This window comes from Bacillus sp. FSL H8-0547 (genome assembly GCA_038002745.1).
Taxonomy (GTDB): domain Bacteria; phylum Bacillota; class Bacilli; order Bacillales; family Bacillaceae; genus Bacillus_P.
The window spans coordinates 3,143,248-3,158,483 of the sequence record JBBODD010000001.1 but is presented as its reverse complement, the minus strand read 5'-3'; the positions used below and the strand labels follow the sequence as shown (position 1 = coordinate 3,158,483).

Below are 15,236 nucleotides of genomic sequence, written 5' to 3'. Positions count from 1 at the left end.
GAAGGATGTGCGTATATTTGAATATTTTTAAACAGCTTGCGAAAAGTATTTACTCCCCAAAATCGATCTCTATGTACAGGTTTCAGGGAATCGGCAAAACGATTCTATACGTCTTTATGCTGACAGTACTCATTACCCTGCCTATGGGGATTTATATGTCCTCCGGCATTTCAGCCCTGCTTAAAGGGCTTGACTCAACGCTTAGAGAGGATTTGCCCGACTTTACAATAGAAGATGGAACATTGGTTTCTGATGCGAAAGAGCCAATAGAGCTGACAAAAGACGATCTCTTTATTGTTTTTGACCCGACAGGCGCGTTTACCACTCAGGAAATTGAAAACAAAGAAAATGCGATCGGCCTCCTCAAAAATGAATTTGTCTATGCTTTTGCCGGACAGTCGCAAAGCTATGATTACTCTATGCTGAACACATTGACGAAATCAGATTTGCTTACATACTCTGCTCAATTTGAAAGTGTCCTGCCGATTGTCATCGGAACTGTTCTACTCGTCTTTTATCTTTTTACCGCTGCATCAAAGTTTATCGAAATTACGTTTCTTGCGTTTGTGAGTATTCTGTTTAAGAACAGTCTGCAGAAAAAAGTGAATTTTAAACAGATGTGGGTAATGGCTGCATATTCAGTCACACTCGCTTCCATTTTCTTTATGATCATGGAGTTTTTGCAGGTATCAGTCCCAAGCGGAATTTTCATCAACTGGTTTGTGAATCTGATTGTGATGTATCTGGCATTAAAAGAAATTCCGGGTGCACGGAAACAAACGCTTGAATGACAAAACGAGCCCCAAAGCTTTCTTAAGCTTTGGGGCTCGTTTTATGTACAAGTGTTTTTACACTTTGTATTCTTTGGCGGATTTCGCGAGGCTTTTTGAAAGCTCTGAAACCCTTAAGCCGATTTCATGCGTTCTGCTTACCTGAATCATTTGTTCTTCTGAAGCAAACAGCATCTGCTCTGCGCTCGCAAGCGTTTCCTGAGAGACAGATTCAAAGCTTGCCGAAGATTTTTCCATCACAGGCAGATAGTCATGCAGCTTATTCATTTGCCTCTTCATTCCGGACAGCCTGTCTGTTACTGTTTTGATTTCAATTGAAAGTTCATCGAACAATACCCTTGACTGTGATGCTGCGCTGAGGTGCGAATGAATGGCTGACAGCATTTCATCATATTCTTTTGATGCCTGAACGGCGATATTCTCCATGTTTGAGATGGAATTCCTGATTTTATGAGTGGCATTTGATGATTGTTCAGCGAGTTTTTTCACCTCATCTGCAACAACGGCAAACCCTTTTCCCGCCTCTCCAGCTCTTGCTGCTTCAATTGCTGCATTGAGTGCAAGAAGTTTCGTCTGTTCAGCAATCGTTTGAATAATGGCGGCAACATCTGCAATTGAGATGGAATGCTCTTTAACGCTTCTGATCACAGCCGTCATTTTCTCTGTTTCCCGCTCAAACACATTCATAGTACGTATCATTTTTGATCCCTGCTCTTCTCCGCGTGCTGCTGAAGAGTTCATATCTGATGCACGGCTGAACAAAAATTCCATGTTGCGGAATACATCTTTTAATTCATCTTTCATCCTGCTGAACGCCTCTGCGCTTTCCCCTGAACCTGCTGCTGTCTGCTCTGCACCCAATTTTACGATTTTAATGGCCTCGACAAGCTGCCCATTCTGCATAACCCCTTCATCTGTTGCTTCTCTGAGCTGGTCTCCCTTGTTCGACAGCTCATCTGCTGCATGATTGATATCACCAATTATGCTGCGCATATGATCCATCATGGAGTTAAAGCTTTTCATGACTGAATTTATTTCAGGAACCTTCGTTTTCACATGGACATTTCTTGTTAAATCGCCATCCCTCACATCTTTCATCGCTTTTCTGAGGACGGCAAGAGGATTTGTTAAACTTCTGATCACAAGAATCAGCACGGCCGCTGTAAGCAGGACACTGATTCCAATCATCCAAATGGTAAACGAAGCAAGGGTCTCTGTGGTTTTCATATAGCTTTCTGTCTCTACTGCAATCAGGAATTGACCCTTGAGTTCCTGTACTTTCTTAAAAGACAATGTATAGTCGGTCCCGTTTATCGTCTGGTGGATCACGCCATTTTTCTTTTCGCTGATTTCTTTCAGCTGATCCTCTTCAAATTGCAGCCTGCTGTTTGAACTCACAGAAAAAGGATCAACTTTCCCTTCGCCTACAAGGAAAAAATCCGCCTTCAGCCCGTCCTGTATTAATGCGGAGGCCTGATTGGAGAGGACCACTTTATTAAACCTTTCAAGGAATGAATCCTCTTCGCCTACGTACGCAATCATAAGATTTCCTGCGATTTCGCCTGTCGTGTTAACCTCCCGTACAAGTCTGTCCTCAATCAGTGACATTGTTGCTTCTTTCGATTTTGAATAGGAGATGAAGCCGACAGCACTGATCGATGCTGCCATAATGGTTAATACAAGGAACAGGAGCCTTGCCTGGAGGCTCACTTCTGATATTTTCACAGTCCGAATCTTCCTGTATATATAAGGTAAAGACCCATTCTTTTTGCTTACTTTTCCGATAAGTCCCTTCAATGCGCATACACCCTTCCTCTTAACTCATGAAAATTATCCCAGATTAATGTTAAGAGAGTGTAAATCCCTCATTAATTTATGGAGAATTTTGTCGTATTTATAGGTATTAAGAAGGTTTTCCCATCATTAGATCTTTCTTTGAAAGGAAAAAAGAAATGCATGTCATATTTTTAGTGGACAAGCCATATAAATAATCATCGTGACGGATTGGGAGATGATACATATGAAGCGGCTGATGGTTTTTCTTTTAACACTCTTTCTTCTCTATATTATGTACTATGACATCAGTACAGGAACGATTGCGTTTTCGCCCCCTGCCAAGGATACTGAACCTGCAGCGGCGGTTCAGACGTCCCCCTCTCCTTTTACAGTAAAAGAAATTAAACAGGGTGAAACCGTCTTAACCATCGTTGAACAGCTTCACAGCGGACTGCCCGTTTCTATAGAACAAGTCAGGAAAGACTTTGAAAAGCTGAATCCAAATGCAAAAGCAGATGCGATCCAGGTAGGAAAAGCATATAAATTTCCACTTTATGAAAAAGAAGTTGCTTCTTAATTCTTGTCAATATCGCGCACTCACTGTTACAATATTGTGAGGGAAAGCACAATTTCCCCTGCATTGAATGATGATCAAATAGGTACTATGAAACCATAGGACCATGATTATGAATTAAGGAGCGATTTACACGTGAGTGAAATCATACATCGTACCAAAACCCGTCCAGTTAAAGTCGGCAACCTGACCATTGGCGGAAATAATGAACTAGTCATTCAGAGTATGACAACAACGAAAACACACGATGTGGAAGCTACAGTCGCTGAAATCCTGCGATTAGAAGAAGCAGGATGCCAAGTAGTGCGTGTTGCCTGCCCGGATGAGCGTGCAGCCGATGCTATTGCTGAAATTAAAAAACGCATCAACATTCCGCTTGTTGTAGATATTCATTTCGATTATAAACTGGCTCTAAAAGCCATTGAGGGCGGTGCAGATAAGATCCGCATCAATCCGGGAAACATCGGCCGCAGAGAAAAAGTCGAGGCTGTTGTAAAAGCAGCAAAAGAAAAAGGAATCCCGATCCGCATCGGAGTGAATGCTGGTTCCCTTGAAAAACGCATCATTGAGAAATACGGCTATCCGACAGCAGACGGTATGGTCGAGAGTGCCCTGCACCATATTAAAATTCTTGAAGATCTTGATTTCCACGATATCATTGTGTCCATGAAAGCATCTGATGTAAATCTTGCCATCGAGGCTTATGAGAAAGCGGCAAAGGCTTTTGACTATCCCCTTCATCTTGGAATTACGGAATCAGGAACGCTGTTTGCCGGAACGGTTAAAAGTGCTGCCGGACTTGGCGCTATTTTAAACAAAGGAATCGGAAACACGCTCCGCATTTCCCTTAGCGCAGATCCCGTTGAGGAAGTGAAAGTTGCACGCGAGCTTCTTAAATCATTCGGTCTTGCATCGAACGCCGCGACATTAATTTCATGCCCGACATGCGGACGTATTGAAATTGACCTGATCAGTATTGCAAATGAAGTGGAAGAATATATTTCAACCATCAAAGCTCCAATCAAAGTTGCCGTTCTCGGCTGTGCCGTAAACGGACCTGGAGAAGCACGGGAAGCTGATATTGGTATCGCAGGAGCACGCGGTGAAGGTCTTCTTTTCCGCAAAGGACAAATTGTCCGCAAAGTGCCGGAGGAAACAATGGTTGAGGAACTGAAAAAAGAAATTGACAAAATTGCCGAAGAGCATTATGCAAAGCAGGAAGCTGAAAAAGCTGCTGCTGAAATGTAAAACAAGCCTGGCCAAGTGGCCGGGCTTGTTTCAATTTATCCTAATCCTAAAAGAACGGCAGGATAAAAATTCCGAGGATGAGTGATACGATACCGATACCGATTGCCCATCCGCCAAGAGCTTCTGCCCCTCTGCGGCGTGCGACAAAGCCCACAATAATGCCTGCTGCCCCGAGGATAACCGGGAAAACGAACAAGGAGATGACTGACAGAACAATGGCCAAATACCCCATTCTTCGTCCGTCGGTTCTGCCTCCTTCTTCTTCGCGGCGGTCGTAGTCTTCATCTCTTCTCAGAGTAGCCGGAGCTGCAATTTCGGCAGCCGTTTCCTCTTTATAGTCATCGCGAAAATCTCTGCTGTAGCCAACTTCATCATCACGGAGGTCATATTCCTTGATGTTGCCGTGATAATCATAATGTTTCTCATCTGCCATGCGTGATCCCTCCATTCATATTGTAAGGAACATTTATAGTATGAGTTGATCGGCACGTCAGTATAACTGTTAAAGTTTACTGTGATTGTAACGGCTGATTATGATACACTAAAGAGTATAGTTCATCATTAATCGGTTATGAGATAAACCTTTATGGAAAGGTTTTACAGCAAGGGAGAGAAGACATGATGCTGCGTTTGGGAATTGATATAGATGGCACAGTTACATCACCTGAAACCTTTGTGCCGTATTTGCAAAAATCATTTAATGAATCCATTACGTTTGAAGATATGAAGGAATACGACCTGACGAAGCTTTTAAAGATCACAGAAGCTGAATTCTGGAAATGGATGGATGAAAAAGAACCGCTTATTTACAAAGAAGCACCAATGGCACTGGATGCAAAACTCGTTCTTGATGAATGGAAAAATAAGCATAAGCTTCTCTTCATCAGTGCAAGAAGAAGCCATTTGGAAGAAGTTACGTATGAGTGGTTTAAGCGAAACGGTCTTACGTACCATCAAATCGACTTAATCGGTACACACGATAAGCTTGAAGCAGTGAGAAAAAATCAAATTGATGTCTTTTTTGAAGACAAGCATGATAATGCATGCACGATCAGTGAGGTATTTAATATTCCTGTCATCTTATTTAATACCCCCTACAACCAGGAACCTGTTCCAAAAAACGTCATCAGGGCAGATAATTGGCTGGAGGCAAGAGACTGGGTCAATTCTTATGCACAAAACCGCTACTCTTTAACAAAATAACCACACAGAAAAACGCCTGCAGAAAGCCGCAGGCGTTTTTTATGTGGTCATTTCATGGCATTCAGGGCACGTTCCGTATATTTCAAACTTGTGGCCGCTGATTTCATAGCCGGATAAATTTTCTTTCAGCTTTTCCATCGGACAAGACGAAATTTCCTTTGTCTTTCCGCAGGTCAGGCAAATAAAGTGGTGATGATGATGTTTCGTTGAGCATGAAAAGCGGAAATGCTTTTCGCCTGAGAGTTCTGTCGTTTCAAGAATGCCCATTTCCGCAAAAAGAGAAAGGTTGCGGTAAATCGTATCAAAACTCAAACCGGGATATTCCGGCTTCATTTCTTCAAGCACGTCCCTCGCAGTCAAGTATTTGTTTGACTGTGAAAAAAGTTCAAGCATCTCTTCCCTCTTGCTCGTATATTTATATCCCTTTTCCTTCATTAAAAGGAGAGCTTCCTGTACATTCATTTTTACTGGCCCCTTTTTAATTTAGTCCATCCAATTGTAAGAACGAGAATGAGAACGGAAAGCATAACAATCGTCCCACCCGGAGCTAAATCGAGCTGATAGGCTAACACTAAACCAATGATAACAGATATTTCTCCAAAGAGTACAGAAAAGAAAATGGCCTGCTTAAACCCTTTCGCAATCCGGATGCTTGCTGCTACAGGAAGCGTCATAAGCGATGAAACAAGCAGAATGCCGACAATCCGCATAGACGCTGCAATGACAAGCGCGACTGTTAAAATAAAGATAAAATGGATCCACTTTGAATGGATGCCCGATGCTGCTGCATGCTCCTCGTCAAAAGACAAAAGGAACAGTTCTTTATATAAAGCAACAACGACGATCAGAACAAAGGCAGCAATGGAGATAATCACCCATAAATCCGTGCGCGTTACCGCACTTACACTTCCAAATAAGTAGTTGAACAAATCTGTGTTAAATCCGTCCGCAAGCGATATGAAGATAACACTGAGGCCAACTCCTGCCGACAGGATAATCGGAATAGCGAGCTCCTGAAAATGTTTATAAACGCCTCTGAGCTTTTCAATAAACAATGACCCCGCAACAGAAAAGCCCATTCCGAGATAGATTGGATTGAGCCCTGACATACCGAGGACTTTCTTTTCAAGAAGGAGACTCGCAGCGATGCCGGCGAGTGTTACATGACTTAAAGCATCTGCAATCAGCGACAGTCTCCTGACGACAACAAATACTCCCAGAAGCGGAGCAATTAAACCAATTAATATGCCTGCAAGAAACGCATTCTGCAGGAATTCGTACGTAAATATACTGTTAATCATTTTTACCTTCCCCCATGATCGTGATGATCGTGAGTCAACACATGAACTGAATGACCATAATAGTCAGACATGTCAGAGCTTTTCAGGCTTTCAAATTCCTGTGTATTTCCGTGGAAATGCATATGTTTATTTAAGCATGCAACATGAGTTACCTTATCTGTGATCGTTCCGACATCATGTGTAACGAGAATGAGGGTAATACCCATGCCTTTGTTTAAACGCTGCAGCATTTCATAGAAGCTCTGAACGGTTTGAGCATCAACTCCAACTGTCGGCTCATCCAAAATGAGCAAATCCGGATCACTCACAAGCGCTCTGGCAATAAAAGTCCGCTGCTGCTGCCCGCCTGAAAGCTCTCCTATGTTCCGGTTTGACAGTTCTTCAAGCCCGACTGCCCCAATCGCTTCTTTTACTTTTTGGTGGTGAGCTTGGTTCAGTTTTTTAAATAACCCGAGCTTTGATGTCAGGCCGCTCGCAACCACTTCATAGACAGAAGCCGGAAACCCGGTATTAAAGCTGCTGGCTTTTTGGGAAACAAAACCGATGCGGTGCCAATCTTTAAATTTGCGGATGTCCTGGCCAAAAAGCTTTATATTCCCGTGATCCGGCTTTAAGAGCCCAAGCATGCATTTAAGCAGCGTTGTTTTTCCGGATCCGTTGGGACCGACAAGACCAAGAAAGTCTCCCTCTCTCACTGTAAAATGAATATCCTCAAGCACCGCAGTGCGTTCATATGTGAAAGTCAGACTTTGAACATCAATAATAGGCTGATTCATTTTATTCACTTCCAAGTTTCAGAATGGTTCCGATTTATTTTCGTAAAAAAAGATCAGAAGCCATGTCTGATCTTTAACATAGAGATTATACAAGATTACCCGTAAAAGAGCAAGAATTTCTGCTTAGTGAATCGCAGATTTAAAGTTGGTTCCTTTTGTTTCCTGCGTGTTCATAATCGTGATAAATGCGTTTGTGTCAATCTCATGCACGATGGATTTAAGCTTGGTCACCTCTAGCCTCGTTACAACGACATAAATGACTTCTTTTTCGTCATCCGTATAGCCGCCTTTTCCCTTCAGCTTTGTCGTTCCCCTTCCAAGGCGCTGAAGAATGGCATCAGATACATCCTCATAATAGTCGGAAATAATGATGACCGCTTTTGTTTCATCAAGTCCCTGAATGACCGTATCAATTGTTTTAAACGCAATATAGTATGCCATGACAGAGTACATTGCCTGTTCAGGCCCGAACACGAACGCTGCCCATGTAAAAATGAAAATGTTGATGAACATCACAAACTCCCCCACTGAAAACGGAAGCTTCTTAGTCAGGAGAATCCCGAGGATCTCCGTTCCGTCCATCGAACCGCCATTTCGGATAACAAGCCCTACACCCGCTCCAAGCATCAGTCCGCCAAACACCGTAGCAAGCACCGGCTGGTTTGTAAAAGGTTCTACATGATGCAGCATACTTTCAATGACCGCGAGGAACACAATGCCGAAAATAGACGAGATCATAAATGTTTTCCCTATCTGTTTATAGCCGTAGTACATAAACGGCAGATTCAGAACGACCACAAGTGTCCCGAAATTAATAAACGGGAGGCTGTCAGGGGTTATGTAGTCCAAGATCAGCGAAATTCCGATAATTCCTCCGTCAATGATCTGATTGGGAATCAAAAACAGTTCAATCGACGCTGCTGCAAGAGCAGCTCCGATTACAATCAGGATCATCCTTCTGATAAACCGTCCTGCACTTTCCTTTTTATGCTGTTTTCCTGCCACAATAAAACTCCTTTCTTATAAAATCCCTGTTCCGGATATGTGTAAAAAATTTGCCTTTCTTCTTTCCTGAATAGGCACTTTTTAAAAAACTCCGCCATACATTGAACTGTAGAGGAGGTTATGTACGTGATTTTATTTCAGAAGATTGTCAACCAGAAACTGAATTCCCTTGATACAGACGGCCTGCTTCAGCTTGCCAAGCAGAATAACCTTTCCATCAGCAGACCCCAGGCACAGGAAATTGTGAAAATCATCAGAGGGAAAAACATCAATATTTTTAACGATGCAGAACGAATTGATCTTTTAAAACGCGTGGCTGCCATTACTTCGCCTGCGACAGCCCAGAAGGTCAATCAGCTCCTGCAGCAGTTTATTGGGTAAAAGCTGCCGGTTTCCCGGCAGCTTTTTTTTGTTCTATTCCTGATTGCGTATTAAATCAAGCAAATCAGGGTTATATTCCTGATTGCGGAGCATCTCAATTTCAAAGCGGTACGGAGGCTTCTTGTCTTTTTTATCTTCTCCGACATAAGGCGTTTCAAGAATTTTCGGCACGTCCGAGAGTTCAGGATGATGAACGATCCTGTTCAGTGCTTCAAAGCCGATGTGACCGAAGCCGATGTTTTCATGGCGGTCTTTTCTGGCTCCTGCCGGGTTTTTGCTGTCATTGATGTGAAGAACTTTCAGTCTGTCGAGTCCAATGATGGAATCAAATTCCTTCAGGACGCCGTCAAAGTCATTGATCAAATCGTAGCCGGCATCATGAGTATGACACGTATCAAAACATACGGATAAATGTTCGTTATGAGTCACTCCGTCAATGATCTGAGCCAGTTCCTCAAACGACCGGCCGCACTCTGAGCCTTTTCCGGCCATAGTCTCAAGGGCGATTTGAACATTTTCTTCCCTGCCAAGCACTTCGTTCAGCCCTTCGATAATTTTTTTAATGCCTATGTCAGCTCCCGCACCTACGTGCGCACCAGGATGCAGAACAATCTGCTTTGCGCCGAGTGCGTGGGAACGGTCTATTTCAGAGCGCAGAAACTGCACACCGAGCTCAAACGTAGCCGGATTTGTAGTGTTGCCGATATTGATGATGTACGGAGCATGCACAACAATATCCGAAATGCCGTGCTCCTTCATGTGTGCAAGACCGGCCGCAATGTTCAGGTCTTCTATCTTTTTTCTTCTTGTATTCTGGGGTGCTCCTGTATAGATCATAAACGTATTTGCACCGTAAGAAGCCGCTTCCTCACTTGCCGCAAGGAGCATTTTTTTTCCGCTCATTGATACATGTGATCCAATTTTAAGCATACCTTATCCCCCTACTTGCGTTTTTTGTTCAATCTTCTTTGGCGTTTTTTTATTTCATCCATTTCACGGGACATTTTCTTTTTGTAGCCCGGTTTGACGCCCTTAGGCTTTCTCACCATGCTTTTCGCCATCTGTTCGGTTCCATCTGACGGCTTAGCCCGTTTTTGTCTCCGTTTGCGGTCGTCAATCGTTTTCCACTCGCCGTTTGCAAGGTCCATGTTTTCAAACTGGATGCCAAGCTTTTCAAGCAAGTTCAGAGCATGCTCATTTTCAGGCTCATAAATGGTTGCCGCAATGCCTGAATAGTCTGCCCGTCCTGTACGGCCGACACGGTGGATGTAAAAATCAAGATCGCTCGGCAGTTCAAAATTGATGACGTGGCTGACTCCGTCGATATCAATTCCGCGTGATGCAAGGTCTGTTGCAACAACGTACTGATACTCCAGGTCATTAATCTGTTTCATCATTTTTTTGCGGTCTCTCGGCGTCAGATCCCCGTGGATTCTGCCGACTCTCAGTCCTTTTGCAATCAGTCCGTCTGCAACCTCGTCCGCTTTCTTTTTCGTGTTTGTAAACACGATGGCAAGAAACGGATTATAGCTTTTCAGCATTTCATAAAGCAGATTTGTTTTGTTGCGGTGGCGCAGAGGCACAAGCACATGTTTAATTTTCTTAGCCGCTGCCTGTTTAGGTGCAACATGGGTGAATTTCGGGTTTTCCATGTATTTTTTTAAAAATGGCTTAAGTTTCTCGGGAATCGTTGCTGAGAATACAAGCATTTGAAGCTTGGCAGGCATAGATGCACCGATTTTGTCCACATCTTCAATAAAGCCCATATCAAGCATAAGATCAGCTTCATCGACAACAAGCGCTTTTGCATGATGAACAAGCAGGGCATTTGCTGCAACAAGGTCTTTAATCCGCCCAGGCGTGCCAATGACGATTTGAGGCTGAGTTTTCAGTTTATCAATCATTCTTTGCTTATCGGTTCCTCCGATAAAGCATTTAGCTGTAATCGTTTCGTTTTCAGGTGCAAATTTAATAATGTTAAGGGCATCCTGGTAGATTTGATTTGCAAGTTCTCTTGTCGGTGCGGTAATGACAACCTGCACACTTTCGTCCGCGGCATCAATTCTTTGAATAAGCGGCAGCAGATACGCATGGGTTTTTCCCGTTCCTGTCTGCGACTGTCCGATTGCCGTTTCCCCTTTCAGAAGGGATGGAAATAAGCGTTCCTGTATTTCAGTTGGTTCATAAAAACCCAGCGCTTTAACAGCATCTATAATAAAAGGCTTAAATGGAAACTGAGTGAACTTTGTCTGTTCCATGTTCATCATCTCCTTGATGAAAAATTAAAGTAAGACGGTTTTAGCCATACGAAGGTGAGATCTTCTTTCAAACAAAAACACTGCACGCATCCGGAGACACGCCTGTCCATCAAAACATTATATACGATTTCCGGCAAAAAAACCAATTTGCTTTTTGGCCTATTCTCATAAATCCGCTGACCATCCGCAGGTACCCTGCATATTGTGTAGGTAGGATAGACGTTAGTTTAAAGGAGGGTCATCATGTTTCAGCAAAGACCAATGCCCCAAATGCCTTCAAGAGGTATGCAGCCCCAAAGAATGCAGATGGGCGCACAGCCGTTTTCGGGGCAGCCTATTGGATATCAGCAAGCAAGAGGATTAGGCTCATCCAGATTTCAGCCTTTCGGACCTCAGATGGGATCATTTGGGCCGCAGTTTGGCGGACCGGGGTTTGGAGGTCCTGGTTTTGGAGGTGCCGGTTTTGGCGGACCGGGATTCGGGGGACAGGGATTCGGAGGAGCAGGATTTGGCGCACAGCAATTTGGACAGCAGGCAATCGGAAGAAGCGGAGGGCTAAAAGGTCTTTTATCAAGATTTTTGCCGGGCGGCGGAGGCCAGGGACTTACAGGTGCGGCGAATGCAGCGCAGGGCCTTCAGGGACTCACAAATCCAGCCAACCTTTCCGGCATGCTTGGAAACGTTCAGAAAGTGCTGGGAATGGCGCAGCAGGTCACTCCAATGGTTCAGCAGTACGGACCTTTGGTACGGAACCTTCCGGCTATGATTAAAATATACAGTGAACTTAAAGGCGGAGGCTCAAGTGATGACGGCGAAAGCACAGAAACAGCTGAAACTCAGCCTGCCGCAATCCAGACTGAGGCCGTTTTAACCGAAACATCAGAGCAGGAAACTTCAGCTGAAGTAAAACAGGCTGCGGTGAAAGAAAAAACACCTGCAGTCAAAGGCGCTTCTGCTCCGAAACTGTATATCTGATATTCTTCTTTGTATTCTTCCCCAGTCTCAGCTATAATAATGAAGAGATTACAAGAGCCAAGAGCCTGATTCTTTGGCTTTTTTCTCTTTTCTGTAAAGTACTTCTCTTTAGGGGGCTCTTTTTAATGGAAGTAATTAAGATTGCACCGCGGGGCTATTGCTATGGCGTAGTAGATGCCATGGTTATTGCCAAAAATGCCGCTCTCGATAAAACACTGCCGAGACCGATTTATATCCTTGGCATGATTGTTCACAATAAACATGTAACAGACGCATTTGAAGATGAAGGCATCATCACGCTTGATGGAAGCAACCGCCTTGAAATTCTCGAGAAAGTCCAGAGCGGAACCGTCATTTTTACCGCCCACGGCGTTTCTCCGGAAGTAAGAAAGATTGCATCCGAAAAAGGCCTGGTTACCCTTGATGCGACATGCCCTGATGTAACAAAAACACATGATCTGATCCGTGCAAAAAAAGCCGAAGGCTATCATGTCATATACATCGGTAAGAAGTCCCATCCAGAGCCTGAAGGAGCTGTCGGCGTAGCGCCTGATATCGTCCATCTGGTGGAAACGGAAGAGGATGTTGAGGCATTAACGTTCCAGAATGATAAAATCATTGTCACAAACCAGACAACGATGAGCCAGTGGGACGTTTATGACATTATGGAGCGCGTGAAAGAAAAATACCCTCATGTTGAATATCACCAGGAGATCTGCCTTGCGACACAGGTACGCCAGGAAGCAGTTGCCGAACAGGCCAAAGATGCTGACCTGACGATTGTTGTCGGAGATCCGAAAAGCAACAACTCAAACCGTCTTGCCCAGGTTTCTGAAGAGATTGCAGGCACGAAAGCCTACCGCATTTCAGACATCAGCGAATTGAAGCTCCAGTGGTTTGAAGGAGTGAAGAAAGTGGCCATCACAGCAGGCGCTTCAACTCCGACCCCTATTACCAAAGAGGTCATTCAGTTCCTTGAAAAATATGACCCTGAGAACAGTCTGACGTGGAATATTGAGCATAATGTTCCCCTGCAGAAAATTCTTCCGAAAGTAAAAGCAAAATAAAAAAGTACAGCCGCCGGAAATCCTTTTCCGGCGGCTGTTTTTATACAAGGCTAAATGGATCGGTGTTGATTGCAGACGGGTATATGCCCACTTCAAATTTCTTTTCCTCGCACATTGAAAGCAAGAGATCCGCGACCCCTTTTTTCATCACTTTTTCTGCGTTGTGGCCCGGGTCAATGATGTTCAGGCCGAGCATCATTGCGTCATGGGCAGTATGGTAGTACATATCCCCTGTCACATAAACATCAGCACCCTTGCGTTTGGCGTGATGAATGTATTTGTTTCCGTCACCGCCAAGGACTGCGACTTTCCTGACTTTGTCTTCTTTATTTCCGACAAGTCTCACAAACGGCACATCGAGCGCTTTCTTTACATGGACAGCGAATTCTCCAAGTGTCATTTCCTTTTCCAGTTTTCCAATTCTGCCAAGCCCAAGAGTCTTTCCTCCATTTTCAACCGGGTAAATGTCAAACGCAGGCTCTTCGTAAGGATGTGCTTTCAGCATAGCAGATACAATTTTCTTCTGGCTGCTTGCCGGAATGACCGTTTCAATTCTCTCTTCTTCTGCACATTCCAGTTTTCCCTTTTCTCCGATGTAAGGATTCGTTCCTTCAAGGGGAAGAAAACGCCCTGTTCCTTCAGAGGAAAAAGAACAATTGCTGTACATGCCGATGTGACCTGCACCTGAATCCCCCAGAACGGTCCGTATCCGGCCGGCGTGATCTTTCGGGACATAGACCACCAGTTTCTTCAATGTCTCCTGATAGGTGTCTGCAAGGACTTCTGTGTCTGTTAGCCCGAGAGCGTCTGCGAGCAGATCATTCACTCCGCCTTCTGCGACATCGAGGTTTGTATGGGCAGCATAAACAGCGATATCATGCTTGATGCACTTCTCAATCAGTGCTCCGCCTGGCTGGTCGGTTGCAAGCTGTTTAAGCGGCCTGAAAATGGGAGGATGATGGGCAATGATCAGGTTTGCCTTTTTTTCAATGGCTTCATCCACCACTTCATCAAGTACATCCAGTGCTACTAATACACCTGTTATCGGTTTATTCAGCGTTCCGATCTGCAGGCCGATTTTGTCTCCTTCCACCGCATATTCTTTCTTTGAAAAAGATTCGAAGAGCTGAATGATTTCAAAGCCGTTTGGTTGTTTGCTCATTCTCCCGCCGCCTCCTCAAGCATGGCAATCATGCGAGTTAATTCCTGCTTTTTCCTGCTGTTTTCTTCGCTTTCTGATGCCTTGCTTATATTTTCTAAAATACGTTTATAGTGTTCTTTTTCCTGTGACCACTTCTTTTTAAACGTGCTTGATTGTTTTCGCATTAAATGGGGTCCTACAAGAAGGCCGGTTTCAAGAGAAACATCTTTATACGCAGCTTTAGCGTCTCCTCTTTCCCCGACAAGAATTTCATAGATCTTGCCGTCCTCTTCCAAAATCTCTTCATTCACCAGTTCCCAGCCGTTTTGAAGCAGCCATTCTCTAATGTGATGAGCATGAATATTCGGCTGAAGAATCAGCCTCTGCACACCCTGGAGCTTTTCTTTTCCTGCATCCAGAATCTTTTCGATCAAAGCACCGCCCATGCCGGCGATCGTAATGCAGGTGACTTCATTCGGCTCTATCACTTCCAGCCCGCTGCCGAGACGCACAGAGATGACATCCTCGAGTCCGCTTTTTTTGACCTGTTTCTTTGCAGACTGGTAAGGCCCTTCTACAACCTCTCCTGCTACTGCAGAAGCGGCCAGCCCGTTCAGGAGGGCATAGCAAGGCAGATAGGCATGGTCTGAGCCGATATCAGCAAGCACCGCACCTTCAGGTATATAATCAGCCACTGTTTTCAGCCGTTTTGATAAGTTTACATCGTTCATTTTCTATCA

General features: G+C 44.3%; 17 protein-coding genes. 7 read left to right on the top strand and 10 right to left on the bottom strand.

The genetic code is table 11. From position 1 onward, the window contains the following. Nucleotides 1-17: 17 nt before the first annotated feature. Complete coding sequence (locus MHB63_15570; GenBank protein MEK3807940.1) at nucleotides 18-791, top strand: DUF1189 domain-containing protein; 774 nt, start codon at nucleotides 18-20, stop codon at nucleotides 789-791. A 57-nt stretch (nucleotides 792-848) separates the two neighbouring features. On the opposite strand, the gene MHB63_15565 is transcribed toward MHB63_15570, so the two are convergent. Next, a complete protein-coding gene (locus tag MHB63_15565; GenBank protein MEK3807939.1) occupies nucleotides 849-2,516 on the bottom strand; it encodes a methyl-accepting chemotaxis protein in 1,668 nt (555 codons plus the stop codon). 295 nt (nucleotides 2,517-2,811) lie between these two features. Between MHB63_15565 and MHB63_15560 the strand changes: the two genes are divergently transcribed. Both MHB63_15560 and ispG read left to right on the top strand, forming a co-directional pair. Then, on the top strand, nucleotides 2,812-3,144 hold the full coding sequence (locus tag MHB63_15560) for a hypothetical protein (protein ID MEK3807938.1): 333 nt from the start codon (nucleotides 2,812-2,814) through the stop codon (nucleotides 3,142-3,144). Nucleotides 3,145-3,285: 141 nt separating this feature from the next. Then, nucleotides 3,286-4,389: a flavodoxin-dependent (E)-4-hydroxy-3-methylbut-2-enyl-diphosphate synthase gene (gene ispG, locus MHB63_15555; protein MEK3807937.1), complete on the top strand. Its 1,104-nt coding sequence runs from the start codon at nucleotides 3,286-3,288 to the stop codon at nucleotides 4,387-4,389. Nucleotides 4,390-4,435: 46 nt separating this feature from the next. Here the strand turns inward: ispG and MHB63_15550 are convergent, their stop codons facing one another. Beyond that, a complete protein-coding gene (locus tag MHB63_15550) occupies nucleotides 4,436-4,822 on the bottom strand; it encodes a DUF308 domain-containing protein (protein ID MEK3807936.1) in 387 nt (128 codons plus the stop codon). Nucleotides 4,823-5,010: 188 nt separating this feature from the next. Between MHB63_15550 and MHB63_15545 the strand changes: the two genes are divergently transcribed. Continuing rightward, entirely contained in the window at nucleotides 5,011-5,592 is a 582-nt protein-coding gene (locus tag MHB63_15545; protein MEK3807935.1) for a hypothetical protein, read from the top strand. Nucleotides 5,593-5,631: 39 nt separating this feature from the next. On the opposite strand, the gene MHB63_15540 is transcribed toward MHB63_15545, so the two are convergent. The 4 genes from MHB63_15540 to MHB63_15525 form a co-directional block, all read right to left on the bottom strand. Then, the gene (locus MHB63_15540; protein MEK3807934.1) at nucleotides 5,632-6,054 is read right to left on the bottom strand and encodes a Fur family transcriptional regulator; all 423 of its coding nucleotides are present in this window, start codon (nucleotides 6,052-6,054) and stop codon (nucleotides 5,632-5,634) included. A 2-nt stretch (nucleotides 6,055-6,056) separates the two neighbouring features. Further along, nucleotides 6,057-6,893, bottom strand: a complete 837-nt coding sequence (locus MHB63_15535; GenBank protein ID MEK3807933.1) for a metal ABC transporter permease — start codon at nucleotides 6,891-6,893, stop codon at nucleotides 6,057-6,059. A gap of 2 nt (nucleotides 6,894-6,895) precedes the next feature. Beyond that, nucleotides 6,896-7,669, bottom strand: coding sequence for a metal ABC transporter ATP-binding protein (locus MHB63_15530; GenBank protein ID MEK3807932.1), 774 nt, complete (start codon nucleotides 7,667-7,669; stop codon nucleotides 6,896-6,898). Nucleotides 7,670-7,792: 123 nt separating this feature from the next. Beyond that, nucleotides 7,793-8,677 carry a YitT family protein gene (locus MHB63_15525; protein MEK3807931.1) on the bottom strand — a complete coding sequence of 295 codons (885 nt, stop codon included), beginning with the start codon at nucleotides 8,675-8,677 and terminating at the stop codon, nucleotides 7,793-7,795. 123 nt (nucleotides 8,678-8,800) lie between these two features. Between MHB63_15525 and MHB63_15520 the strand changes: the two genes are divergently transcribed. After that, nucleotides 8,801-9,055 (top strand): DUF2624 domain-containing protein, encoded by a 255-nt coding sequence (locus MHB63_15520; protein ID MEK3807930.1) that lies wholly within the window; start codon nucleotides 8,801-8,803, stop codon nucleotides 9,053-9,055. 33 nt (nucleotides 9,056-9,088) lie between these two features. Here the strand turns inward: MHB63_15520 and MHB63_15515 are convergent, their stop codons facing one another. Further along, complete coding sequence (locus tag MHB63_15515; protein MEK3807929.1) at nucleotides 9,089-9,985, bottom strand: deoxyribonuclease IV; 897 nt, start codon at nucleotides 9,983-9,985, stop codon at nucleotides 9,089-9,091. Nucleotides 9,986-9,996: 11 nt separating this feature from the next. Further along, nucleotides 9,997-11,313, bottom strand: a complete 1,317-nt coding sequence (locus MHB63_15510; protein ID MEK3807928.1) for a DEAD/DEAH box helicase — start codon at nucleotides 11,311-11,313, stop codon at nucleotides 9,997-9,999. A 243-nt stretch (nucleotides 11,314-11,556) separates the two neighbouring features. Between MHB63_15510 and vrrA the strand changes: the two genes are divergently transcribed. Next, entirely contained in the window at nucleotides 11,557-12,288 is a 732-nt protein-coding gene (gene vrrA / locus MHB63_15505; GenBank protein ID MEK3807927.1) for a VrrA/YqfQ family protein, read from the top strand. Nucleotides 12,289-12,413: 125 nt separating this feature from the next. Next, complete coding sequence (locus MHB63_15500; protein ID MEK3807926.1) at nucleotides 12,414-13,355, top strand: 4-hydroxy-3-methylbut-2-enyl diphosphate reductase; 942 nt, start codon at nucleotides 12,414-12,416, stop codon at nucleotides 13,353-13,355. Between the two features lie 40 nt (nucleotides 13,356-13,395). Here the strand turns inward: MHB63_15500 and MHB63_15495 are convergent, their stop codons facing one another. Together MHB63_15495 and MHB63_15490 are read right to left on the bottom strand one after the other, a co-directional pair. Next, nucleotides 13,396-14,517, bottom strand: coding sequence for a Nif3-like dinuclear metal center hexameric protein (locus MHB63_15495; protein ID MEK3807925.1), 1,122 nt, complete (start codon nucleotides 14,515-14,517; stop codon nucleotides 13,396-13,398). After that, complete coding sequence (locus tag MHB63_15490) at nucleotides 14,514-15,227, bottom strand: tRNA (adenine(22)-N(1))-methyltransferase TrmK (protein ID MEK3807924.1); 714 nt, start codon at nucleotides 15,225-15,227, stop codon at nucleotides 14,514-14,516. Before MHB63_15490 ends, MHB63_15495 begins: the two co-directional genes overlap by 4 nt. Between the last annotated feature and the right edge of the window lie 9 nt (nucleotides 15,228-15,236).